A 22,740-nucleotide genomic window follows, 5' to 3' on the forward strand; every position below is an offset into this window, starting at 1 on the left:
CGAGACGGGAAGGTGTACGCAAGGAACCGGTGTTGTGAAGCCTCTTCATCGTCGACCAGCTCGAACCCGGTGGATCTGGGCTGGTGTGCGGTGCGTACCTGCCCCTTGTGGTGGCTGCCAGCCAGGTGGCCGTCGGGGGTGGGGAACTGTCGGGACGGTTGTATGTGTCGGGCCTGGCAGGTCGTGGTGAAGGTCTACGGCGTAGCCACGACGAGACCGCAGGGGCAAAGCCGGGCGCCTCGCCCGTTGACCGAGCAACAGTGAACGTGGGAACCGCCCGTAGTCCGTTCCCCGCCCTCGTGGCGGGGATAGGTCCGATGCCGACCGAAGGGTGCGGGTGGGGCGGAGCCGTCGTAGTACTCCGAGGCCGGGAGAGCCGGTCGCATGGGGAAGGACGGCAGCGAGAGGAAGCAAGGAGGGACTGTGATGTCCGAAGACGCGTCGGTGAACACCGGCGCCGTGATCTGGCCCGAGCATGAGTGGGCGCAGGTGACGGTACGGAGGATGCAGACCAAGCTGCATTGTTGGGCGGTCGGGGACCCCGGCCGCCGGTTCGACGATCTGTACAACCTGGTCTGTGACCCGGCGTTCCTGGTGGTGGCGTGGCAACGCGTCGCGGGGAACAAGGGGTCGCGGACGCCGGGGGTGGACCGGGCCACGGTGGCCTGGATCGCTTCCCGGATCGGGGTCGAGGAGTTCCTGAGCGACGTCCGCGCGCAGTTACGGGCGCGGACGTTCTGTCCGGTCGAGGTACGTCAGGTGGAGATTCCCAAGGCCAGCGGCAAGGTCCGCAGGCTGGGGATCCCGACCGTGACCGACCGGGTGGTGCAGGCGGCTCTGAAGCTGGTGCTGGAGCCGATCTTCGAGGCGGACTTCGCGCCGTGCTCGTACGGTTTCCGCCCGAACCGGCGCGCGCAGGACGCCATCGCCGAGATCCATCACTTCACCACCAAGTCGTACCACTGGGTGCTGGAGGCCGACATCGAGGCGTGCTTCGACAGGATCGATCACGTCGCGCTGTTGGACAGGGTCCGAACGCGGATCGGCGACAAGCGCGTGACCAGGCTGGTCAAGTCGTTCCTCAAGGCCGGGGTGATGACCACCACCGGCTCGCGGGAGGCGACGCACACCGGCACCCCGCAGGGCGGGATCTTGTCCCCGTTGCTGGCCAACATCGCCCTGTCCACGCTGGATGATCACTTCATCACCGCGTGGGAGCAACAGATGGGCACCGAGGTCCAGCGGCAGCGCCGCAAGCGACAAGGCAGGCCCAACTACCGTCTGGTCCGGTACGCCGACGACTTCGTCGTCCTGGTCACCGGGCAGCGGGAGCACGCCGAGCAGTTGCGGACGGAGGTGGCAGGCGTGCTGGCCCCGATGGGCCTGCGCCTGTCACCGGAGAAGACCCGTGTGGTCCACATCGAGGACGGGTTCGACTTCCTCGGCTTCAACGTCCGCAGGATGCGGAGGCGAGGGAGCAACAAGTGGTTCGTGTACACCAAGCCCTCGAGAAAGGCGATCGCCTCGATCAAGGGCCGGGTGAAGACCATGACGTACAGAGCGACCCTGCACCACGATCCCGGGTACTTGTTCGAGTACCTGGGCCGGGTGCTGCGAGGGTGGGCCAACTACTTCCGGCACGGCGTGTCCAAAGCGACTTTCTCCGCGGTCGACTCCTACACGTGGGAGCGGATCACGGCCTGGTTGCGGGACAAGCACAAGATCGGATGGCCAGAGCTGCGGCGCAGGTTCTGCCTGCCCGGACCTGGCGGCTCGCGTCGACGGGCAACGGTTCCGGGGCGCAGCCAGCGTCTCCGTCGTCCGGTACCGCTACCGCGGCTACCGGATCCCGACCCCGTGGACACCGACAGCCACCACCGGCTGAGCAACAACCACCTCGTGGAGAGCCCGGTGCGGTGAAAATCGCACGCCGGGTTCGGCGGGCGGTCCGGGGAAACGGAGCGACAGCAATGCCGCCACCGCGCCCCGGACCGACCCAACTGGCGGCATTCGAGGCGCGGCGACAAGTACGTCACCGTGGTCATCGACCTCACCCCGGTCCGCGACCGCACCGGCCCCTCCCGGCTGCTGGACGTGGTCGAGGGCCGCAGCAAGAGGGCGTTCAAGGACTGGCTGGCCGACCGTGACCAGGCCTGGCGCGACGGGATCGAGGTCGTGGCCATGGACGGGTTCGCCGGGTTCAAGACCGCTACCACCGAGGAGCTGCCCGACGCCGTCGCGGTCATGGATCCGTTCCACGTCATCCGGTTGGCCGGCGACGCCCTGGACGGGTGTCGCCGCCGGGTCCAGCAGGAGCTGCACGGTCACCGCGGCCGCAAGGGCGACCCTCTCTACTCCGCCCGGCGGACCCTGCACACCGGCGCGGACCTGCTCACCGAGAAGCAGCAGGACCGCCTCGACACCCTCTTCGCCGGAGAGCGGCACGTGCAGGTCGAGTGCACGTGGGGCATCTACCAGCGCATGATCTCCGCCTACCGGGACCCCGACCGCGCGGGCGGCCGTGTCGAGATGCGCTCGGTCATCGACGCCCTCACCGACGACGTGCCCAGGCCGCTGGTCGAGCTGCGCACGCTCGGCCGCACCCTGGCCCGGCGGGTCTGCGACGTCCTGGCCTACTTCGAACGGCCCCGCACCAGCAACGGCCCCACCGAAGCCGTGAACGGACGACTCGAGCACCTGCGCGGACTGGCCCTCGGCTTCCGCAACCTCACCAACTACATCGCCCGAGCACTGCTCGAGGCCGGCGGATTCAGGCCACGACTACACCCTGGATTGTGAAGAGCCGGATAACGGCAGGAGCAGGAATGACGGCAGGAGCACGTAGTTGTGGGGTTGGAAGACGCGTTCACCGTCGTGTTGATCGAGCGGGTCGACCCGGCACGGGTCAAGGCGGTCATCGCGGTCACCGTCCGGGAGGACGCCTGTCGGGGGGTGCGGGGTCTGAGCTCGCGAATCAATGAGCGGCCGATGATCGCGGTGAAGGATCTGAAGGTGTCCGGCTAGGTGGTGAACCTGTGGTGGCGCAAGCGGCACCTGGCCTGCCGGGAGCCCCAGTGGGCCGCCAGTCGGTCAACCAAGCAGTCCCAGCGTGCCAAGGAAGTAGTTGACCTGCTGCGGTCCGCTCCAGCACTTGATGATCGGATTAGGTATCGATCACAGTACCGGCCCGGCCCAGGTTGATCCGCTGCGTCGAGGAGCAGAAGCCTGCCGCAGCTTGTGAGGCGTGCGGTCCTGCTCGTGCGGACCTACCTGTACTTCGGTGCCGGTGGCAGGGTGGTCAGGACCGGCTCGACCGTCGTCCAGGAAGAGTGGTTCGGACGGAGCGTGGGCTCGTGGTCGACCAATTCGCCGCCGTCTGACCAAGCCAGGAAGTCGGTGACGGCGAGGATGGGCTTGCCCCATTCCCGGGCCTTCTTGGCCTTCCCGGATTGCGAGGCGGGTTCTGCTGCCACGAGCACGTCGCACCGTGTCTGGCTCACGTTGCCCACCGGTACAAGGCCTCGCTCGACGGCGATGTGGTGAAGATCCTCCCTGTCGAGCGGCACGCCGTCCCGGGACGCCGAGCCGGTGAAGCACACGCGTGCTCCCGGGGCGAGGAGGGACCCGGCGTCCGGATGCGTCGGGGTTGCTGCGTCGTCCACCTGCCCGGGGACCGTCGTCCCGGTCATTCTTGCGAGTTGGGCCAGCACGGACCGGGTTTCGGGCATGGAGGAGAGACCCGGTCGAGCAGTGAGCATGGAAATCATGGCGGCTGCCGATCCGTCTTCGTCTGGCACCAAAAACCGCAGTGTCTCGCCGTTTGTCTGGAAGAGGAATCCGTGCCGCTCACCGGTCGGGCCGGGGAAGGGAGTTCCTGTCCCGACATCGGCACCTGTCCCAGTCGTGAGGTCGCGGATCGACCTCGCCTGTTCGAGCGCCGTTCCTCGCGTCAATGCCGCCAGCTGGCGGCAGTCGACCGTGTGACGCACCTCGTGGCCCATCGGCATCGGGACGACATGGCCCAGCCGTTTTAGCTCGGCGTCGACCAATCGGAGGTTGGTGTCGATGTCGATCCCGACCGGCACGGAACCATGGAGGTATGGCATCAGGGCGTCCCAGGCCTCGACCATGGTCGGCGCCAGGAAGACGTCCATCGCCGAGATTCCCCAATCGTTGCGTGCTGCCCCGATGTCGCGTCCGGGGTTGACGAGCGTCTCCAATTCAAGCCCGTCGTCCGTCACGATTCCGATCTCAACTGGGCGCGGGTAGTCCAGGAACCCGCCCTGCCCGACTGTCCTCATCCCGACGAAGACCGGTCTGAAGTCGGCCGTCGCGTCGCCGGTGCTCAGGGTGAACCGACGGACGCGGGGGTCGACGCGCAGGTCGGCTGGACGGATTGGCCGCTTGAGTACGAGGCCGGACATGGAGGTGCAACGGCTGAGAGCCACGTAGAGCTGCCCGTCGGCGAACATGCCTCCACTCAGATCGACAAGAAGTCTGTCGACGGTCTGGCCCTGACTCTTGTGGATCGTGATGGCCCAGGCCAGCCGGAACGGTAGCTGGGTGTAAGTACCGACGACCTCGTGCCGCAGCGATCCACCGTTGACGACAGGCCTGGTGGCCTCCCACGTGTGAGGCGTGACCTCCACCACTGTGCCTGACTGCAGTTGGACGCGGGCGGTCTCGGTGGCTTCGTCCCACTGGACCAGGCGACCCAGGGAGCCGTTGGACCAGCGTCGGGCCGGGTCGTTGGTCACCAGCATCACCTGCGCGTCCACCTTGAAGACGAGGTCGGGTTCTACCGGTGGGTCGAATCCGTCCAGGTCGCCGGACGTCCTGGCGCGATGCTGGTGCTCCGGCGTCTGCAGGGACTGCAGGCGTTCCTTGTTGCGTGCTCCGGCGATCCGGTTGGTCGCGGCAAGGGTCAGCCAGAACTCGTCCGTGGGTGGTTCAAAGTCCGCATCGACCCGCTTGTTGAGTTTCACCAACGACTCTCCTCTCAGGGTTCCCGTCCGGACGTCGTTGAGGAGCTCGATCATCTGCGGGTCGCCCTGCTGACGAAAGACCGTGGTGAGGTTGACCGTGGCGAATCGGTCCTGAGAGAAGTTCTGCGCGGAGAAGAAGTACGGACCCTCGTATACCTCTCGGAAGAATTCCTCCTCCCCCGCCGCCACCACTGGGGCGAGCTGGTGGAGGTCTCCGACCAGGACGATCTGCACTCCTCCGAAGGGCTCGCCCGGGCGCGGTCCAAAGCGGGTGAGGGCTGCCGCCATCTTGTCGAACAGGTCGGCACGGACCATGGACGCCTCATCCATGACCAACACCTCGACCTTTTTCAGAGCGGCAGCGAAACGGCCGGGGTAGTAGCGCCCAGTCCTCACCTCCTCCAGGGTGGTCCTCGGGGAGAAGGAAAAAACATGGTGGATCGTGTACCCGCCCAGGTTGAGCGCGGCTATACCCGTGGGGGCCGTGACCAGGACGCTCTTGCTGGTGCCCGCCAAAAAGTGACGCGTCAGTGTCGTCTTTCCGGTTCCCGCCTTGCCGGTGATGAACAGGTCACGGCCCTGGTGGAGCAGTTGAAGGGCATTCTTGAACTCTTGGGTGAGGACGAGACCGCCTGTCATGACCTCGACCTCATTCGTCCACCGCGACGTCGATGACCTTTTGCGTAGGCACCACCAAGTCGTCCACACCCAGGGACGGCGGCAGCGGTCGTGCGTTAAGCATCGACAGCTCCGCGGGCATGATGTAGGGCGACTCGCCGGTCCTCGGGCTCCGCGACCTGCGCAACCGCTGCTTCTCGGCGTCTAGCCACTCCTGCCACCGGGCCTTGACCAGGTTCGCCTGCGCCAGCGTCCGCCGAGCAAGATCTGTAGGCAGCGCCCCCAGCTCACCCGGCTGGCGACAAACCCAGTCGGGCCGCACGAGCCTGGTGCGGTTGCGCTTATCGTGCGAGGCTATCGCAGCCACGATCTCTTGCCGCAGTTCGTCTGTGGCCGCACGCAGGGCCTCCACCACGTCGTCGACCGACCGCACACTTCTGGCTGGCAGTCCCTCCGGCATGTCTTCGACGCGGCCAACGACCACCTGTCGATGAAGGATCCCCTCTACCCTCGCGCACTCGTCAGCATCGAGCACCACCGCGTTGACCGCCTCCACACTGGACGGACCCGTCATAGCCAAACACCAGACAGCGAGTTTGCTGCTCTCCCGGTGCACCACGGCCATACCCCGCAACGGCAACGTCGACCTTGGCGCATTTCCCGATCCCATGCGCAAAGGATGCCAGACAGCTCCGTCAGAACTACTGGGCACCCAGGAGGCAATGCGAAACCCTCACGTCTTACGGCACCGAAGTCCAACTGCCGCAGAAGGGCAAGTCAGCCCAAGTGTTGGACAGGCAGGATGTCGAGGGTCGGAAGCCCGTCCACGATCCTCATGGTTTCCAGGCTGACTGTTACCGTCCGTCACACGCCGTCACCGAGCGCCTCGCTCCCGTGGTGACGCCAAGTATCAAAGTCTTGAGTGTCCGTCGCTGCCCTGGGCTGCCCGTCTTCCCACCGGCCGAGCTGGGCCATGAGGTACCCCGCGTAATCGACCAGCATGTCCTGCCACCTGTCGTCCCGTTCCGCGAGGCGAGCCTCCTCGAACTCGGGCAGGACGTACGCCATGACCGTGGGACCGAACACCTCCCCAGCAGCGAACTTGACACTGGCCAAGGCACGCATCAGGTCGTTCGGCACCCGATGCCGGTGAAAGTCGAGCACACGGTTCCACTCGGTCAGCGCCGACCGTACGTCGTCGTCAGTGGCGGCCGGGCTCGTGCCCCATCGTCGTACCACGTCGCGCAGCTCTCGCAGTGCTGTGCGCAGCTCCAGGGCCGATCCACGACGGGCGGCTCGTGCTTCGCTCTGCCTGGCCTGCCGACCACCCGAGAAGTGGCCTGCCAGCCCGCCCAGAACCAAGGTCGACAACGACACCGATATATCCGCCCATTCCATGACCTCGAAGCATGTCCGAGACCACCGACAGGGCGGCGGACGTGAGTGACTGTTGCCGTCGAACCGGGTGATCGGACACACCTCCGATGCGCCTGCCTATGACCGGCGGGGACCCGCGTCGCCTGCTCCTGGCGCACCTTGGCCCGCGCCTGCCTGCCCACGCCCGCGCGGGCTGCCGCACCGTCTGCTCCACGTGACTCTCCTTCGATCTAGGAAGAACTGCTGAAACCCCAAGCGGACGAGCACACCCCAGGGACTCACCCGCTCGATCACCTCCTCACCAGAACCGAGGCAGCACCGCCCACGCACGCTCACCGATCCCACCCCGGCACCGCCCACGCAGACTTACCGACCCCAACCCCGGCACCGCCCACGCAGACTTACCGACCCCAACCCCGGCACCGCCCACGCAGACTTACCGATCCCAAGCGCAGCACCGCCCACGCCGACTCAGCCACCCTGAGCCCGACCGAAACCGCCCCGCTCATGTCCCACACAGACCCGTGAATAACCCGACCGAGGGCATGCGCGGGAGCGCGCCGGGCGGAGCCCGGCACGTCGTTCCGGACCGGAGGGTCAGGCGGCGGGGTCGATGATGACGGTGTGGCCGAGCCGTTCGAGCTGGGCGACCAGGCGGCGGGTGTGGGCCTCGTGGTTGCGGCGTGCCAACCAGTCCGCGCCGAGGTCCTGGTAGGGCTCGTCCCTGCTCAGCATGTGGTAGGCGCAGACCAGGATCGAGTGGGCGACCGCGACCTGGGCCCGGCCCGCCCCGCGGCGCTTGACCAGCCGGGCGTGCTGGGCCGCGAGGTAGTTCTTGCCCTTCATGCGACCGACCGAGCCGGCAGCCTCGACCAGCATCGCGCACAGCCACTTGTTCCCGTGGCGCGTGCCCGAGGGGCGGCTGCGGCCCGCTGACTGGTACACGCCGGGGGCCAGCCCGGCCCAGGAGGCCAGGTGCGCGGCGGAGGGGAACCGGGACATGTCCGCCCCGGTCTCGGCCACGATCACCTGGGCCACGCGCTCACCGACGCCCGGGATGGTCTGCAGCAGTTCGATCTGGTGCGCCCACGGGGCACACGCGGCCGCGACGGCGTCGTCGACCTCGGCCAGGTCGTGCTCGACCATGTCGAGGCGGTCCAGGATCGAGCGGGCCAGCCGGGCGTGGTGGGCGTCGAAGTGCCCCTCCAGGGCCTGGGCCAGGTCCGGGATCTTGCGCCGCATCTTCCCCTTGGCCAGCTGGGCGAGCACCAGCGGGTCCCGTTCGCCGGCGATCATCGCGGCCAGGATCACCCGGGCCGAGACGGTCGTCAGCGTCGAGGCGACGGCGGACAGCTTGATCGAGGCGTCCTCCAGCATCATCTCCAGCCGGATGCACTCCCGGGTCCGGTCGCCCATCAGCTGGACCCGGTAGCGGGTCAGCATCCGCAGCGAGCGGATCGGCGGCGGCGGCACGAACGAGGGCGCCAGCAGCCCGTGCTCGAGCAGCTGGGCGATCCACTCCGCGTCCCGCACGTCGGTCTTGCGCCCGGGCACCGCCTTCATGTGCGCGGCGTTGAGCAGCCAGACCTCCATCGCCTCCTCCAGGCAGTAGAACGGCGGCTTCCAGTACGTCGAGGTCGACTCCATCGCCGCGATCCTGACCCCGCACTCGACCAGCCAGTCCCGCATCAGCCGCAGCGACCCCGTCGTCGTCTTGAACGTGCGCGTCTCGGTGTGCCGGCCCCGACGCGCACCAGGCGTGCGCACGCACACCGTGACCGAGTCCTTGCCGACGTCCAGGCCGGCCACCCGCTCGAAGAGCACTTCCATCTCGTCCCCGTCCCTTCCCGGACAGCGGCCGCGGCCCTCGCGGCCGCACGCCGCCCGGAAGGTCCTCTGCCAGGACACAGACCCACGTGCTCGTAGCAACAATCCAGCGGCACCCGAGAACCTCGCGCCATACACCTCTACGGGCTCACCCGCACCAGTGTGTCTCGACGTCGCCGGACGACACCCCCCCATTCTCATCCACCGGCACAGGGACCGCCAGGTCCCAAGTCCGTTACACCTCTTGCATTCCCGGCCTAAGCGAGCATTATCGCGTCAGAAGTCACACCCGTTGGGTGGTCTGCGGATTAGTAGGGACTTCGACGGCCCCCGCGGGCCCGTTGACCAGGGACGCCTAACTAGGTGTAACGTCAGGAGCAACAATATGGCTTCTGAGGCAACGACGGATCGGCGGTCCTGATGGTCGGCATACCGGGCTCGGCGGGGCTGGTCCTGGTCGCCGGGGTGGCTCATCTGAACGAGGAGAGCGCCGTCTTCGAGGCGATGCTGACCGGCTGGGGTCGTCAGCAGCGGTCCCGGCTGCTGGGCGAGAAGACCATCAGCGACCGGGTCCGGTTGGTCCGTCGGTTCACCGAGTTCGCCGAGTCCTACCCGTGGTCCTGGGGTCCTGGGGACGTGGAGGACTTCACCGTCTCCCTGGCCAGCGGGGACGGTCGGCGGTCACCCTCGACGATCCGCGGGTACCACCTGGGACTGCGGATGTTCTGCGATTACCTCACCGACGCGCGGTACGAGTGGCCCCGGCAGTGTCGCGACCGGTTCGGCTCGGTGCCCTCACAGGTGTGCCACGAGTGGAACACGGTGGCACATCTGAACGAGTACGAGGGCCGTCCGGCACGGCGACCGTTGACGTACGCCGAGCTGCAGGATCTCTTCGACCACCTGGACGCCCAGGTCGAACGCGCCGCGTCCTCGGGCCGCAAGGGAGCGTTGAGCGCGCTGCGTGACGCGCAGGTCTTCAAGACCGCCTACGCGTTCGGCCTGCGCCGCAACGAGCTGTGCCGACTGGACGTGGCCGACCTGCGACCCAACCCGCACGTGCCCCGGTGGGGCACCTACGGCTCGGTCCACGTCCGCTACGGCAAGGCTGTCCGCGGTGGAACCCCGCGCCGCCGCACGGTCCTGGCGGTGCCGGAGTTCGACTGGGCCATCGAGGGGATGCGCCAGTGGGTCGAGCAGGCAAGGCCGCTGTTCGGCGTGCCTGGCCACCCGGCCCTGTGGGTGACCGAGCGGCTCTCGCGGGTCTCGCTGCGCCACTTCGACGCCCGCTTCGCGGCGGTCCGCAACCAGGCGGGCCTGGACCCGGTGCTGTCGCTGCACTGCCTGCGCCACTCCTACGTGACCCACCTGGTCGAGTTCGGCTATCCCGAACGGTTCGTCCAGGAGCAGGTCGGGCACGCCTACGCCTCGACCACCGCGATCTACGCCTCGGTCAGCAACGACTTCAAGGACAAGACCCTCAAGGCCGCGCTGGCCCGCGTCTACGCACCCACCGATGAGGAGGACCAGGGATGACCGTCCGCACCGTGATGGGGTGGAACCTGCGCCAGGTGATGGCCACCCACGGCATGTACCAGACCTCCGAGCTCGTCCCGCTGCTGGCCGAGCGCGGGGTCCACCTGTCCCGAGAGCACGTCTACCGGCTGGTGGCCCGCACCCCGCAACGGCTGAACATGGACGTCCTGGCGGCCCTGTGCGACATCCTGGACTGCGAACCCAACGACCTGCTGGTCCCCACCGTCGTCGAGGACCAACCCGCCAAGACCGGCACCGGGGACCGCGGTCCGGGCATCGGTGACCTGCGCCCGATCCGGGCCCGGGTCCGCCGCCCGCCCGAGGGCCGGTGAGCCCACGTCCGCGGCTGCCGCGCCAGGACTGCGCGCACTGCGGGCGACACGACCGGTGCACCCGGATCGTCCTGGAGGAGGCGGTCTGCCAGCGCTGCACCCTGCGCTTCGCCCGGACCGCCCAACCCTGCCCCGGTTGCGCCAACATCAGGGTGCTGGCCTTCTACGACGCCGACCGCCGGCCGGCGTGCGCGCCCTGCACCGGCAACGAGGCCGTCTACGCCTGCACCGCCTGCGGGAGGGAGGACTCCCCGTGGGGCCGGCTGTGCGGGCACTGCGCCCTGAAGGAGAAGACCACCGCGCTGCTGTCCGGCCCCGACGGCGGCATCAACCCGCGACTGCGGCCGGTGTACGAAGCCCTGATCTCGGGGCCACGACCGCAGACCACCCTGTACTGGTTCACCCGCTCCACCGGCCCGGCCACCCTGGGCGCGATGGCCCGCGGCGAGCTCGACATCTCCCACGCGACCTTCGACACGCTCCCGGCCGACAGGACCAACACCTACCTGCGCGACCTGCTCACCGCCACGGGGGTCCTGCCGCCCTTCCACGCCGAGCTCGAGCGGGTCAGCCCGTGGCTGGAGGAGCTGCTGGGCACCCTGCCGGCCGGGCAGTCCGAGGTACTGGCCCGGTTCGCCCGCTGGCAGGTGCTGAGCAGGCTGCGCCGCCAGGAGCAGCACGGGACCCTCACCCACGGCGCGATCTCCGCAGCCCGAGCGACCATCGTCGTCACCGCCCGCTTCATGAACTGGCTCACCGAGCACGGCACGGACCTCGCCGACATCGAACAGGGTGACCTGGACCGGTTCGCCGAGGAGCACCGCGCCCGCGCCCTCGCGCTGCGACCGTTCCTGGCCTGGTGTGCCCGCACCGGCCTCGGAGGGGATCTGTCCGCGGCCACCCGCCCCACCACGCAGCCCGCCGTCACCCTCTCCGACGAGGACAGGTGGTCGCACGTCCAGCTGCTCCTGCACGACGACACGATCCGCCTCTACGCCCGCGTCGCCGGTCTCTTCGTCCTGCTCTACGCCCAACCCCTGGCCCGGGTTTGTCGCATGCGCGCCGACCAGATCACCGTTGACGCCGTCGGCGTCACCACGGCCACGTTCGACACCTTCCCCGTCGAGCTGCCGGGCCCGCTCGACCGCCTCGTCCGCACCCACCTGACCCGTCGCGGGCAGGCCTCCTACGTCAGCCGTCCCGACACCTGGCTCTTCCCCGGCGGCATCCCGGGCAAGCACCTGGCGACGGAGAACGTCCGCGCCCAGCTCGTCGAACGCGGCATCCAGCCCATGGCCGCCCGCAACGCCGCCATGTTCCAGCTTGCTGCGAGCATGCCCACCCCGATCCTGGCAGAGGTGCTCGGCCTGGCCCCCAACACCGCCACCCGGTGGGCCGCCCTGGCCTCACGAGACTGGAGCGCCTACACCGCCCAACGCGACACCCACCTCCGACGCTGAAGCTGATGACTTCCCGTTGCACCCCCGACCTCACGGACGGTTCAGCACAAACTGTATAGTTCAGCCCGTGCTGACTACTTCCTCCAGGCTGGACGCGATGCATCGGATCGGCCGGGCCCTGGCAGATCCGACGCGGGCTCGGATCCTGCTGTCGCTGCTCGAACGGCCTGCCTATCCCGCTGGACTTGCCGAGGACCTCGGCCTGACGCGGCCCAACGTGTCCAACCACCTGACCTGTCTGCGCGACTGCGGCATCGTCGTGGCCGAACCGCAGGGACGACAGACCCTCTACGCGATCGCCGACCCGCACCTCACCAACGCGCTGCTCGCGCTGGTCGAGGTGACCCTCGCCGTGAACGAGGACGCCCCGTGCCTGGATCCGCAGTGCCCCGTCGCCGGCTGCGAGGTCAGCCGGTGATCCTCACCACGGTCCTGCAGGCGATCGGGCTGTTCATGGCCACCAACATCGATGACATCATCATTCTTTCTCTGTTCTTCGCCCGAGGCGCCGGCCAACGAGGCACCACCACCCGGATCGCGCTGGGGCAGTACCTGGGGTTCGTCGGGATCCTCGGTGCTGCGCTGCTGGTCGCCTGGGGGGCCGGGCTGGTCCTGCCGTCCAGCGCCATTCCCTACTTCGGGCTCATCCCCCTGGCGCTCGGTATCTGGGCGGCGTGGCAGGCATGGCGAGGCGACGGTGACGACGACGACGAGAAGGTCGAGGGCAAGAAGGTCGGCATCCTGACTGTCGCCGCGGTCACCTTCGCCAACGGCGGAGACAACATCGGCGTCTACGTCCCGGTGTTCCTGAACGTCAGCACGGCAACCGTGGTCATCTTCTGCGTCGTGTTCCTGCTGCTCGTCGGCGTGCTGGTCCTTCTCGCCAGGTATGTCGCCACCCGCAGGCCTATCGCCGAGGTGCTCGAGCGATGGGAACACGTGCTCTTCCCGATCGTCCTGATCGGCCTCGGCATAGCCATCCTCGTCAGCGGCGGCGCATTCGGACTCTGACAAACCGGGACCCTACGAAGCGCCGAACGACGGAGCGTGACGCCTCCCATTCCGGGCGCCTGACCTGCGGGGCGTCGCCTGCTTCGGGCCAGCTATAAGGACTGGTTCCGATAGGGCTGTCCACCAGTATAGTATGTCGTTGGCACGATAGAAACCCGTGTAGTAGCGACTCACCGGAGACGCCCGTGGACACCACAGCAAGCAACGTCCCCAGCGTTGGAGACGCGCCCAAAACGGCTCGCAGATCGGGGCAGAAGGTCGTCTGCGGATGGTGCCGGACAGAAGTGCCCGTTCCTCCCCGCGGGCGCGTCCCGAAGTGGTGCTCCAGCTCCTGCCGCCACCGCGCGTGGGAGCAACGGCGTGCGGCCGACGCTGGTCTCGCCGCAGTCGAAGTCGTCGACCGCGTGGTCGAGGTGGTGAGAGTCGAGAAGGTCGTCGAGGAGCGTCGCGTGCAAGTGCCTGTTCCCCGGTCCCCTCGGTCGACTAGGGAGTGGGTCGACGTCCTGAACCGACTCGACTGGGCGCTGCAGACCAACCGTCTGGAACTCGACGACCTGGCCGAGATAGAGCCGGCCCTGGCTCGAGTTATCGCCGCCTACCGTGCTCGGAGCGACAAACTGCACCTGCGTCGGGGCCGTCGCTGACTCCTTCAAGCACGGGACAACGCCGACGTCGTCATTGCCGAAGCTACGACGTGCAGCCACACGTCGCTCGCCACCGGGCGCAAGCCCGTCAAACAGATTGCCGCGCAGGTGTGTCAAACGGGCGCAATGCCGCGGCCAGGCTTAGCCTCAAGGGCGGAGGCGCTCGGTGTGCTGACCGGTCAGTTCCTCGATGAGCTCGAAGTCCTTGTCGAGGTGCAGCACCGTCAGACCCGCGAGCTCAGCGGTAGCGGCGATGAGCAGGTCCGGGATTGACGGGGCCCGGTGACGGCCCCTGTCAGCCAGCAGCAGCTGGACCTCGAGGGCTCGGTCCTCGATCGCGGGTGTCAGGTACTCGACCGGCATCATCGAGATCGGCGGGGTGCCGAACACCGACCGCGCGTCCGCGGCGGTCCGCGCCGAGTAACCAACCTCTAGTCTGGTCATGGTGGTGATCCGGACGAGCCCTCGTTCGATCCGCCCAGCCCACTCGGCGGCGTCGGGACTGGCGCCCAATCGGACCAAGGCGGACTTGTCAATCAGCCAGTCAGTCACCGCCACGCTTCGTCCATCGTCTGGTGGTCGGTGAGGTCGGCGAACCTGTCCGCGAAGGCACGGAGAACCTCGACGGAGACGGGCGCGCTCGCGGTGGCGGCGTCCGAGGCCAAGCGTCTGCGGATGTACTCGGCCCTGGAGAGCCCGAGTCGGGCCGCATGGGCATCCACGCCGGCCAGCACCGCCTCAGGAACATCGCGAATCAGCACGTCAGCCATGCGCACCACCTCCTAGATATCCGATGATATCAGCAGCCGCCCTCGCCCATTCGTTTCACCGTGCTCAGTGTCCCATCTGGGCGGAACCGACATAGTGGGCGACCTATACGCCGGCGACGTAGGCGGTGAGGAAGTGGACGCCGTGGCGGTCGAGGTTGCCGCGGGCCCTGTCGTAATGCTCGGTGGTCCTGGGGTCAGCATGACGGGCCAGGATCTGGGCGTCACGCAGGGGCACGCCGGCGTCCAGGGCGTTGGTGATGGCGGCGTGCCGAAGCGAGTGAGGGCTGATGTGCCGAGGGATCCGCGCGGTCTTCGCGATGCGCTGCACCATCCGGTAGACGTCACGACGGTCGATCGGCCTGCCCGAGACTGGGCGCAGCACCAGTCGCCCGGTGGTGCGCTCACCGCGGCAGGCCTCCAGGACCCGCAGGACGGGGACCGTCAGCGGCATGGTGGCCGGCTTGTTGCCCTTGCCGACCAGGTGCAGCACCCGGTGGCCCCGCAGCACGTCGGCGTAGTCCTCGATCCGCACGGCTGCCGCCTCGGAGGCGCGCAGCGCGTTGATCCCGAGCAGGTAGGCCAGTGCGCCGTGGTGGACGGTGACGGTCTGGGCGACCTGGAGGAAGCGGATCAACTCCAACCGGTCCAGGCCCTGGGTGCGGGACTCGTCCCGGTGGACCTTCGGAAGCCGGGCGTAGACGGCCGGGTCGGCGGGGATGGTGCCGTCGATGTGCGCGAACCGGAAGTATCCCCGGACGGCGTGCATCATCGTGTTGACCGAGGAATCCATCAGGCCGGCATCCCCGAGCTCGCGGATGTAGAGCTCGACGTGCGCACGCTGTATCCCGACCAGTGGGTCCAACCCGTTGGCCCCGCACCAGGTGAACCAGCGGCACAGCTGTGCCCGGTACAGGGCGTGAGTCGCTCCGGAGTAGCGAGCCAAGAACGAGACCGCCGCAAGCTGTGCGGGGCTCATCGAGGACGGCTGGAACGGCAGTGTCGCCGTGGAGCTGGTCGTGGTGGACATGGTCGCCTCCTGCGGCGACCTCGTTGCGCCACTGTCGACGCCCGCCGCCAGCGCGGACGAGGCACTGACCCCAACGACGCTACGCCGAAGACAGGACCCGCCCGGCGATGAGACATGCCACGAACCCCAGGCGACCGTTCTCGTCAAACAGACCAGCAGGCTGAGGGGCATAGGGTCGGTCGGCATGGACACCGACCAGCCAGGTCTCTTTCAGCTGCCCGACCATAAACGACAGGTCCCTGCCCAGCCACCGCAGCGCGGGAAGAACCGGCAGGTGTGGGAGCTGACCGCGACCGCGGAGGTCACCATCACTGATGCTTCTGCCCTGCAGGCGGCGGCCCGGGCGGACGAGGGCGTCGTGATCACCGCCTCCGGCGCTGACCTCGGCGTCGACGACGCCCAGCCTGAGGAACCGCATACCGCGCCCAGCGATGACGCCTTCGATGCACTTGCCTGGCTGATCTGGCCCAGTCACGGACTGGAGGGGGCGCTCGAGGCCGGCGCCCTGAGGATCCTGTCGGTGGAGAGCGAGGCCAAGGCCGACTCTGTCGATCACGGGACGGCCACGTGGAGCGTCACGGCCAAGCTCACTGACGTGGAGGCACTGCGCCGGTTGGCCGCCCGGGCCTGCCCGGACGAGGCAACGGAGATCTCGGCCAGCCTGGCGATGGCCTGGCAGAGGGCAGCCGACCCGTTTGCGCCGCTGCGCTCAATCGACGGGATCACCTGGAAGCCGGGGCGAGTCGTCGTCGAGCACCTCCCCTCCAGGGCTGGCCGGAACTCTTGAGCCAGGCAGAGCTGGACTGCCTCCCTCCTGGTGGGACCGCAACTCCACACCTCCTCGCGTCGGTGAGGTGGATCTCCACCGCGCCGTAGCCCTGGACAGATACAGTTCCCGCGAAATGATGGTCACCGATCTGCAGCACTTCCTCCACCTACCCCTCGACGCACCAGGCCCCGCACGCCGGCTGGCCAAGCAGCTGGGCGACCTCGTCAGGGCGGCCACCGCAGGCGACGCGGGTACCGCCTGGGAGAGCGCGCTGCCATGTCGGCGCCGCCCCGGCCATCGTGCCTGCTCGGGCCGGATGGTTTTGCACCGCGACTTCGACGTCTCGGTCCCGATCCGCTGGCAGTGCAGCGGCTGCGGGGACCAGGGCCGCATCAGCAAATGGGCCGATTCACCGTTCGACCTGCGCCGTCGACGGCTCGCTCGCGCCGAGCCAGTCCACCAGATCCTTATCCCCACCGACGTGGCAGCGACGCTGCGCGAGCTGCACCTGCTCGACGTCGACTCTGAACGGTTGGTGTTCCGGATCCATCCCCACGCCACCGGCAAGGTCGTCTTGCCTGCCACCGAAGATGGACTGGAGGGACTCATCGGGTCCCTCGCAGCCAAAGCCAACCACGAATCTGACCGGGCTCGCCAGCGGCGACTCGACCTTGCCTTCGAAGCGCTCAACGGTGCAGCCGGCAGCAACGGAGCCTGACCGATGGCCGTCCCCGAGCTCGAAGCGGCGCGAGTCCATCGCTGGTGCGACCAACGAGTACCCGAGCGCGCCCAGCACCAGGTCCGTCTGGAGTGTCACGTTGGTGACCGACACCTGACCATCGTCGAGCGGCGCGCGCCCTGGCGCGAGGACTTCGGACCCGAATGGACCAGCCTGCCCATCGCGCGCCTGCGATACACCGCAAGGGACAAGGCCTGGACCCTGTACTGGCGGGACCGCAACCTCCGCTTCCACCTCTACGACCGCGTCGGGCCCTCAAGCACCACCGAGGACCTCCTCGACGAGATAGACCGCGACCCCACCCACATCTTCTGGGGCTGACGACCTCGTAGCCAAGCCCCCTCCGCCAGTGACCGATCAAGCGAGTCCTTACACCCACAGACGGACTTCAACAGGGCCCACAGATGGCGAAACGCGGCGGAGGGAAACGGGCTCTTCACAGTTGAGGGTGTAGAGGGCGCTGGCGCGTCGGTCACGGGGTAGACGTCGAGGTCTTCCGATGATGGAGGTTCCTACGCCGCCCATCCGAAAGACCTCGACATGTCCGACGCTACCTTCACGCGCCCCGACCTGACTACCTTCGCCGGCCTGGACGACCTGGGTCTGGTGGTCACCGGCCAGCTGCTCAAGCCTGACCGTGCGGTGCTGGCCTGCCGGGTCCTCGAGCCGGACGACTGGTGCAAGCGGTGCGGCTGCCATGGCGTTCCGCGGGACACCGTGACCCGACAGCTGGCGCACGAGCCGTTCGGGTGGCGTCCCACCACACTGTTGCTCACCATCCGACGCTACCGGTGCACCGAGTGCAGCCACGTGTGGCGTCAGGACACCACGGCCGCGGCCGAGCCACGGGCGAAGATCTCCCGCGCCGGGCTGCGGTGGGGCCTGGTCGCGATCGTGGTCGGCCACCTGTCGATGTCCCGGGTCGCCGAGGGCCTGGCGGTGTCGTGGAACACCGCCAACGACGCGGTCCTGGCCGAAGGACAGCGGCTGCTCATCGCCGACCCGACCCGGCTGGATGGCGTCCGTGTCTTAGGCGTGGATGAGCACGTCTGGCGGCACACTCGGCGTGGTGACAAGTACGTCACCGTGATCATCGACCTCACCCCGGTCCGCGACGGCACCGGCCCCTCCCGCCTGCTGGACGTCGTCGAGGGGAGGTCCAAGGCAGCGTTCAAGGACTGGCTCGCGCAGCGGGACCAGGCCTGGCGCGACGGGATCGAGGCCGTGGCCATGGATGGGTTCGCCGGCTTCAAAACCGCCACCACCGAGGAGCTGCCCGAGGCTGTGACGGTCATGGATCCATTTCAGGCTCTTCCCAGTTGCGGTGGGGGTAGGGGTGTGACGCGCCGGGCGAGGCAGGTGCCGGGCTGAGAAGGGTCGAGGCCCTCAAGATCGGAGGCGACCAAGCACTCCGAAGACCTCGAGGACCTCGACGATGGACAACCCTACGTCGTGCTGCGCTGCGCTCGGCGCACACAGCGCGTACTGCGACAACTGCGACCTGCTGGTGGGCCTGGACGGCTATCACGTCCTGGACGTGGCGCGCGGCCCGGACGGGCTGGTGGTGAGGGTGGAGTCACCGCCGGGTCCGGTCGGGTGCCCGGACTGCGGAGTGCGCGCGGCCTCGCGAGGTCGGCGCGAGCACCGGTTGGTCGACATCCCGGCGTTCGGGACGCCGGTGCGGCTGGTCTGGGCGAAGCGGACCTGGGCCTGCCGGGAGGCGTCGTGCCCGAGGCGCTCGTTCACCGAGACCGACGAGACCTTGGCTCCACCACGCTCGACGTGGACGACCAGGGCGAGGTCCTGGGCGGTCGGGCAGCTGCGCCGTGAGCACGCCACCGTGCACGGCCTGGCCCGCCAGCTGGGCCTGGGGTGGGACACCGTCTGGTCCGGGATCGAGCCGATCCTGACGGCCGCAGCAGCCGACGAGACCCGCTTCGCGGGCGTGCAGACCTTAGGCGTGGATGAGCACGTGTGGCACCACGTCTCGACGAAGGCGCCCGAGGACGGTGGACGCGGACCGAAGGAGCTGACCGGGATGGTGGACCTGACGACCGATGAGAACGGGCAGGTCAGGGCACGTCTGCTGGACCTGGTACCGGGCCGCTCGAAGAAGGCGTACGCCGACTGGCTCACCGCACGGGGCCACGCCTTCACCGCCAGCGTCAAGGTCGCCACGCTCGACCCGTTCCACGGGTACAAGGCCGCCATCGACGACGAGTTGGCCGAGGCGACCGCTGTGCTCGACGTCTTCCATGTCGTCGCCCTGGGGACGAAGTGCGTGGACGAGGTCAGACGGCGGGTGCAGCAGGCGACCACCGGTCACCGCGGCCGCAAGGGCGACCCGCTGTACGGCATCCAGAACATCCTGCGCGCCGGCGAGGAGAATCTCACCGACAAGCAGCGCGCCCGGATCGAGCGGGCGTTCGCCGCCAACGAGGCCCACGAGGTGGTCGACCTGACCTGGCAGTGCGCCCAGCAGTTGCGCGCCGCGTACAAGCAGACCGAGAAGGCCGAGGGCCGCAAGCTCGCCGAGCGCATCATCGCCTCGTTCCCCTCCTGCCCGATTCCCGAGGTCGCCCGGCTCGGCCGCACCCTGCGCAAGTGGAGAGAGGCGTTCCTGGCCTACTTCACCACCGGGGCCACGAATGGCGGGACGGAGGCCATCAATGGACTGGTCGAGCTGCACCGTCGCCTGGCTCGAGGCTTCAAGAACCGATCCAACTACAGGCTCCGCATGCTCCTCATCGGCGGAGGGCTCAACCTATGACCCCCACCGCAACTGGGAAGAGCCCCATTTCACGTCATCCGGTTGGCCGGGGACGCCCTCGATGAGTGCCGCCGTCGCGTGCAGCAGGAGCTGCACGGGCACCGCGGCCGCAAGGGCGACCCCCTCTACTCCGCCCGTCGGACTCTGCACACCGGCGCCGACCTGCTCACCGACCGTCAGCACGAGCGTCTCGACAGGCTCTTCGCCGGCGATGAGCACGTGCAGGTCGAGGTGACCTGGGGCATCTACCAGCGGATGATCCACGCCTACCGCGACCCCGACCGCGCCGGCGGCCGGACCGAGATGAGGTCCGTGATCGACGCCCTGACCGAGGGCGTCCCGGGGCCGCTGGTCGAGCTGCGCAAGCTCGGCCGCACCCTGGCCCGACGAGCCAGCGACGTTCTGGCCTACTTCGACCGGCCCCGCACCAGCAACGGCCCTACCGAAGCCGTAAATGGACGGCTCGAGCACCTGCGCGGACTGGCCCTCGGGTTCCGCAACATCACCCACTACATCGCCAGAGCTCTCCTGGAAGCCGGCGGCTTCAGACCCCAACTACACCCTGGATTGTGAAGAGCCGGGAAACGGCCGAGTGTGCGCACGCTACGCGGCGGTAGGACGCGCTCCCCGACAGTATCGATCGCTGGACGGCAGACTCGCTTGCAGTGCCCCGACCTCATCCCGCTCGGTGTCCGCGCCCGAGAAGGCGAGTCCTTCACGGCTACCTTTGTGGCATGACCCGCATCCCTCCAAAAGTTACGCGCCTGTTGCTCGACGATCTGACGGCGATCCCCCTTCGTCAGATTGCGAGCCTCTTCGAGGACAACGGGATTGAGCTTGGTCCGGAGAACCCTGACGATCACGACTCGAGCGAACGTCGTCGACAGGGTCGTCGCTACTTGGCCACGCTAAACTTGGAGATGCCCAGCGATCACGAACGCCTGCTCGGCGTGCTCACTGATCGCATGCAAGCAATAGACCGTGACTCACTGAACTGGACCGGTGGGCTCGACCTGCGGGACTCATGGATGCGTACCCTTGCTTCCGCAGGACTTGATATCGACCCGGTCACATATGTGGTGAGCGACCCCGAGCCGCCTACTCAGCGTGCAATCACATTCACGCCGATGGCACTAGCCGCTATCTCGGATCCTGGCGCGATCCACGATCACCTGTCACGCCTCCACGACGCAGTGGACTCGGACCCTCGACTTGCGGTAAGCACTGCTAGGGCGCTGATCGAGTCGACCGCCAAACTGGTGTTGACCAAACGCGGCAGGACCTACACGAAGGGTGCGAAGGTGCCCACACTGGTCACTAGCGCCCAAGAATCGCTCGGGTTAGCGGCGAAGGGCGTGAGCGAGGAGGAACCGGAGCTGCGCAAGCTTCTCCAATCGCTCGTGACCCTGACGCAAGGCGTTACGGAAATTCGCAATCGGGTTGGGGTCGATCACGGGGCCGAGAGCGTTCCGAACTGGGTCAAGCCACGCCACGCGCGACTCGTCGTTGGGGCGGCACAGGTCTGGTGTCAGTTGATGCTAGAAACCTTGGCTGACCCGAGCGCGCCCTGGCGAACCCGGCCGGAAGATTCTTGATCGAGATGCGGCGACGTACCTATCTGTGTCCGACGTGGAAGCGACCGGCTAGTCACCTCACTCGGGTCAGCACCAGGCCGACGCGCTTCGCGGCGGTAGGACGCAGCTTCGACGTCCCGAGAGAGGGGATCCCCGAATGACGCGGCTGCGTGTCGTACGCGGCTTCTCTACTCGCCCGCGACTCGCACCAAGACCAGGTCGTCGACGTCAATATCGTCGCGTGAGAGCAGGGTGGGCTTCCAACCCTCGTCCAGCCCCATCAGGTCCAGTACGACCGCACCTTGGCGTAGCGCCGGCCCGATCGGCTGCGCTGAGGCAATCGCAGCGTAGAACCTAGCGGCGAAGGCACTAGCAGCCAGGTCGCTGATCTCGGTCGCCATTGCGATGATCACGGGGGTCGCCTCAAGCAAGACCTCGGCTCCATCAAGGGTGTCGCAGCCATTCAGGGTCAGCAGCTTCGGCGGTTCAGCGGTGGCGCCAAGGGCACGAGCCAGCAGTTTAAATGGAACGTCCCGCCCCTCGGGGCCGTCGACGCTGGCGTTGTCGAACAATATCGCGGCATCGCCGGCGTGACCGGAAAAGTGGACAACGTGGGGTCGGATGTCGTTCAGACCGTCGAGTAGGTCTTCAGGGGTAGCTGCGGGCCGGTACTGGATGTCAATGAGATCTCGGTGTAGCGCACGTTTGACCGCCTGCTGAACGTCACGAACCTCGACCTCGGTTCGGAGGTCCATCTCAGGGTTGGCGGTCAGGTAGAGGACTCGGAGAATCTCCGGCTTCGGCGGCTGAACCGTCACGTAGTGCACCGTAGGGCTGGAGAGCCGGGCGATCTCGCGAGCATGACTCTTCTCCTTCTGCTGACGCCGGGCATCCGCCTGCTCCCGGGTTCGAGCATCGGCCTTCTTCTTGTCCTCCTCCTTCTTCGCCGAACTCTTGATCTCACGGGCGAGGTTCTCTTCAGCCGTTGCCAGGTCTCCTGCTGATTTGCTGAGCTTGACCGACAGGGCGGTCACCTTCTTGTCCTCGGCCTGAGCCCTCTTTTCCAGGTTGTCCGCGTTGCGCTGGTAGGTCCGAGCCATGCTGGCGCTCGTTCGCGGCGTGATCTTCTGAAGCTCCTTAGCCGCGTCGGCGCGATGCTTCCCGGCGGCTGCCCGCGCCTTCCCGCGGTTCGTCTCGTCACTGGCTTGCTGCTTCTTTATCGCCACGATCTTGTCGCGGTACTGCTTCTCCGACATCGCGTCCCCTTCTTGACCGGCAGGTGGCCTGGAGCCGGTCGTGCA

At 67.8% G+C, this 22,740-nt stretch carries 20 protein-coding genes and 3 pseudogenes; 15 read left to right on the top strand and 8 right to left on the bottom strand.

Features of this window, described 5'->3' with window-relative positions; genetic code table 11:
* Positions 1–426 precede the first annotated feature (426 nt).
* The 3 genes and pseudogenes from ltrA to E3Z34_RS17755 all read left to right on the top strand — a co-directional run bounded on the left by ltrA (position 427) and on the right by E3Z34_RS17755 (position 3,024).
* Positions 427–1,920 (top strand): group II intron reverse transcriptase/maturase, encoded by a 1,494-nt coding sequence (gene ltrA / locus E3Z34_RS14110; RefSeq protein ID WP_238695191.1) that lies wholly within the window; start codon positions 427–429, stop codon positions 1,918–1,920.
* Positions 1,921–1,989: 69 nt separating this feature from the next.
* Positions 1,990–2,799: pseudogene (locus tag E3Z34_RS14115) on the top strand (ISL3 family transposase); the annotation flags it as partial.
* A 54-nt stretch (positions 2,800–2,853) separates the two neighbouring features.
* The gene (locus E3Z34_RS17755; RefSeq protein WP_158288689.1) at positions 2,854–3,024 is read left to right on the top strand and encodes a hypothetical protein; all 171 of its coding nucleotides are present in this window, start codon (positions 2,854–2,856) and stop codon (positions 3,022–3,024) included.
* A gap of 242 nt (positions 3,025–3,266) precedes the next feature.
* Here the strand turns inward: E3Z34_RS17755 and E3Z34_RS19555 are convergent, their stop codons facing one another.
* From E3Z34_RS19555 to E3Z34_RS14135, 4 genes are all read right to left on the bottom strand, one after another.
* On the bottom strand, positions 3,267–5,624 hold the full coding sequence (locus tag E3Z34_RS19555; protein WP_134774118.1) for an AAA family ATPase: 2,358 nt from the start codon (positions 5,622–5,624) through the stop codon (positions 3,267–3,269).
* Between the two features lie 10 nt (positions 5,625–5,634).
* Complete coding sequence (locus E3Z34_RS14125) at positions 5,635–6,228, bottom strand: hypothetical protein (protein ID WP_134774119.1); 594 nt, start codon at positions 6,226–6,228, stop codon at positions 5,635–5,637.
* Positions 6,229–6,467: 239 nt separating this feature from the next.
* On the bottom strand, positions 6,468–7,001 hold the full coding sequence (locus E3Z34_RS14130; RefSeq protein ID WP_134774120.1) for a hypothetical protein: 534 nt from the start codon (positions 6,999–7,001) through the stop codon (positions 6,468–6,470).
* Between the two features lie 576 nt (positions 7,002–7,577).
* Positions 7,578–8,810 (bottom strand): IS110 family RNA-guided transposase, encoded by a 1,233-nt coding sequence (locus E3Z34_RS14135; RefSeq protein WP_134774121.1) that lies wholly within the window; start codon positions 8,808–8,810, stop codon positions 7,578–7,580.
* A gap of 417 nt (positions 8,811–9,227) precedes the next feature.
* Here E3Z34_RS14135 and E3Z34_RS14140 point away from each other — a divergent pair, with 417 nt between their 5' ends.
* The 5 genes from E3Z34_RS14140 to E3Z34_RS14160 all read left to right on the top strand — a co-directional run bounded on the left by E3Z34_RS14140 (position 9,228) and on the right by E3Z34_RS14160 (position 13,146).
* On the top strand, positions 9,228–10,343 hold the full coding sequence (locus E3Z34_RS14140; protein WP_022921923.1) for a tyrosine-type recombinase/integrase: 1,116 nt from the start codon (positions 9,228–9,230) through the stop codon (positions 10,341–10,343).
* Positions 10,340–10,675 (top strand): helix-turn-helix domain-containing protein, encoded by a 336-nt coding sequence (locus E3Z34_RS14145; RefSeq protein WP_022921924.1) that lies wholly within the window; start codon positions 10,340–10,342, stop codon positions 10,673–10,675. Before E3Z34_RS14140 ends, E3Z34_RS14145 begins: the two co-directional genes overlap by 4 nt.
* A complete protein-coding gene (locus E3Z34_RS14150) occupies positions 10,672–12,135 on the top strand; it encodes a hypothetical protein (RefSeq protein WP_238695192.1) in 1,464 nt (487 codons plus the stop codon). The genes E3Z34_RS14145 and E3Z34_RS14150 overlap by 4 nt, the downstream gene beginning before the upstream one ends.
* A gap of 67 nt (positions 12,136–12,202) precedes the next feature.
* Entirely contained in the window at positions 12,203–12,553 is a 351-nt protein-coding gene (gene cmtR / locus E3Z34_RS14155) for a Cd(II)/Pb(II)-sensing metalloregulatory transcriptional regulator CmtR (protein WP_029202581.1), read from the top strand.
* Entirely contained in the window at positions 12,550–13,146 is a 597-nt protein-coding gene (locus tag E3Z34_RS14160) for a cadmium resistance transporter (RefSeq protein WP_022921927.1), read from the top strand. Before cmtR ends, E3Z34_RS14160 begins: the two co-directional genes overlap by 4 nt.
* A 791-nt stretch (positions 13,147–13,937) precedes the next feature.
* Here E3Z34_RS14160 and E3Z34_RS14165 read toward each other — a convergent pair.
* The 3 genes from E3Z34_RS14165 to E3Z34_RS14175 form a co-directional block, all read right to left on the bottom strand.
* A complete protein-coding gene (locus tag E3Z34_RS14165) occupies positions 13,938–14,342 on the bottom strand; it encodes a PIN domain nuclease (protein WP_134774122.1) in 405 nt (134 codons plus the stop codon).
* Positions 14,339–14,560, bottom strand: a complete 222-nt coding sequence (gene vapB, locus E3Z34_RS14170) for a type II toxin-antitoxin system VapB family antitoxin (protein ID WP_134774123.1) — start codon at positions 14,558–14,560, stop codon at positions 14,339–14,341. The genes E3Z34_RS14165 and vapB overlap by 4 nt, the downstream gene beginning before the upstream one ends.
* A 103-nt stretch (positions 14,561–14,663) precedes the next feature.
* On the bottom strand, positions 14,664–15,587 hold the full coding sequence (locus E3Z34_RS14175; RefSeq protein WP_158288690.1) for a tyrosine-type recombinase/integrase: 924 nt from the start codon (positions 15,585–15,587) through the stop codon (positions 14,664–14,666).
* Between E3Z34_RS14175 and E3Z34_RS14180 the strand changes: the two genes are divergently transcribed.
* From E3Z34_RS14180 to E3Z34_RS14210, 7 genes and pseudogenes are all read left to right on the top strand, one after another.
* Entirely contained in the window at positions 15,565–16,374 is an 810-nt protein-coding gene (locus E3Z34_RS14180; RefSeq protein WP_202976962.1) for a hypothetical protein, read from the top strand. The genes E3Z34_RS14175 and E3Z34_RS14180 overlap by 23 nt on opposite strands.
* A gap of 118 nt (positions 16,375–16,492) precedes the next feature.
* Positions 16,493–17,074, top strand: a complete 582-nt coding sequence (locus E3Z34_RS14185; protein ID WP_238695193.1) for a hypothetical protein — start codon at positions 16,493–16,495, stop codon at positions 17,072–17,074.
* Between the two features lie 3 nt (positions 17,075–17,077).
* Positions 17,078–17,416, top strand: a complete 339-nt coding sequence (locus E3Z34_RS14190; RefSeq protein ID WP_134774127.1) for a DUF3024 domain-containing protein — start codon at positions 17,078–17,080, stop codon at positions 17,414–17,416.
* Positions 17,417–17,635: 219 nt separating this feature from the next.
* A pseudogene (locus E3Z34_RS14195) lies at positions 17,636–18,454 on the top strand (ISL3 family transposase); the annotation flags it as partial.
* Between the two features lie 76 nt (positions 18,455–18,530).
* Positions 18,531–19,865, top strand: a complete 1,335-nt coding sequence (locus E3Z34_RS14200; protein ID WP_194092415.1) for an ISL3 family transposase — start codon at positions 18,531–18,533, stop codon at positions 19,863–19,865.
* A 24-nt stretch (positions 19,866–19,889) separates the two neighbouring features.
* Positions 19,890–20,438 (top strand): annotated as a pseudogene (locus E3Z34_RS14205) (ISL3 family transposase); the annotation flags it as partial.
* A gap of 161 nt (positions 20,439–20,599) precedes the next feature.
* On the top strand, positions 20,600–21,460 hold the full coding sequence (locus E3Z34_RS14210; RefSeq protein WP_134774128.1) for an abortive infection family protein: 861 nt from the start codon (positions 20,600–20,602) through the stop codon (positions 21,458–21,460).
* Between the two features lie 167 nt (positions 21,461–21,627).
* Here the strand turns inward: E3Z34_RS14210 and E3Z34_RS14215 are convergent, their stop codons facing one another.
* The gene (locus tag E3Z34_RS14215; RefSeq protein WP_134774129.1) at positions 21,628–22,695 is read right to left on the bottom strand and encodes a CHAT domain-containing protein; all 1,068 of its coding nucleotides are present in this window, start codon (positions 22,693–22,695) and stop codon (positions 21,628–21,630) included.
* Positions 22,696–22,740 lie beyond the last annotated feature (45 nt).

The sequence above is a fragment of the Ornithinimicrobium flavum genome, assembly GCF_004526345.1.
Taxonomy (GTDB): Bacteria; Actinomycetota; Actinomycetes; order Actinomycetales; family Dermatophilaceae; genus Ornithinicoccus; species Ornithinicoccus flavus.

What these genes read in the sequence shown, in the direction of transcription:
- ltrA (WP_238695191.1), top strand. Translation starts at nt 427, where the DNA reads ATGTCCGAAGACGCGTCGGTGAACACCGGCGCCGTGATCTGGCCCGAG.
- E3Z34_RS19555 (WP_134774118.1), bottom strand. Translation starts at nt 5,624, where the DNA reads ATGACAGGCGGTCTCGTCCTCACCCAAGAGTTCAAGAATGCCCTTCAA.
- E3Z34_RS14125 (WP_134774119.1), bottom strand. Translation starts at nt 6,228, where the DNA reads ATGGCCGTGGTGCACCGGGAGAGCAGCAAACTCGCTGTCTGGTGTTTG.
- E3Z34_RS14130 (WP_134774120.1), bottom strand. Translation starts at nt 7,001, where the DNA reads ATGGAATGGGCGGATATATCGGTGTCGTTGTCGACCTTGGTTCTGGGC.
- E3Z34_RS14135 (WP_134774121.1), bottom strand. Translation starts at nt 8,810, where the DNA reads ATGGAAGTGCTCTTCGAGCGGGTGGCCGGCCTGGACGTCGGCAAGGAC.
- E3Z34_RS14140 (WP_022921923.1), top strand. Translation starts at nt 9,228, where the DNA reads ATGGTCGGCATACCGGGCTCGGCGGGGCTGGTCCTGGTCGCCGGGGTG.
- E3Z34_RS14145 (WP_022921924.1), top strand. Translation starts at nt 10,340, where the DNA reads ATGACCGTCCGCACCGTGATGGGGTGGAACCTGCGCCAGGTGATGGCC.
- vapB (WP_134774123.1), bottom strand. Translation starts at nt 14,560, where the DNA reads ATGGCTGACGTGCTGATTCGCGATGTTCCTGAGGCGGTGCTGGCCGGC.
- E3Z34_RS14175 (WP_158288690.1), bottom strand. Translation starts at nt 15,587, where the DNA reads ATGTCCACCACGACCAGCTCCACGGCGACACTGCCGTTCCAGCCGTCC.
- E3Z34_RS14185 (WP_238695193.1), top strand. Translation starts at nt 16,493, where the DNA reads ATGGTCACCGATCTGCAGCACTTCCTCCACCTACCCCTCGACGCACCA.
- E3Z34_RS14190 (WP_134774127.1), top strand. Translation starts at nt 17,078, where the DNA reads ATGGCCGTCCCCGAGCTCGAAGCGGCGCGAGTCCATCGCTGGTGCGAC.
- E3Z34_RS14200 (WP_194092415.1), top strand. Translation starts at nt 18,531, where the DNA reads ATGGACAACCCTACGTCGTGCTGCGCTGCGCTCGGCGCACACAGCGCG.
- E3Z34_RS14210 (WP_134774128.1), top strand. Translation starts at nt 20,600, where the DNA reads ATGACCCGCATCCCTCCAAAAGTTACGCGCCTGTTGCTCGACGATCTG.
- E3Z34_RS14215 (WP_134774129.1), bottom strand. Translation starts at nt 22,695, where the DNA reads ATGTCGGAGAAGCAGTACCGCGACAAGATCGTGGCGATAAAGAAGCAG.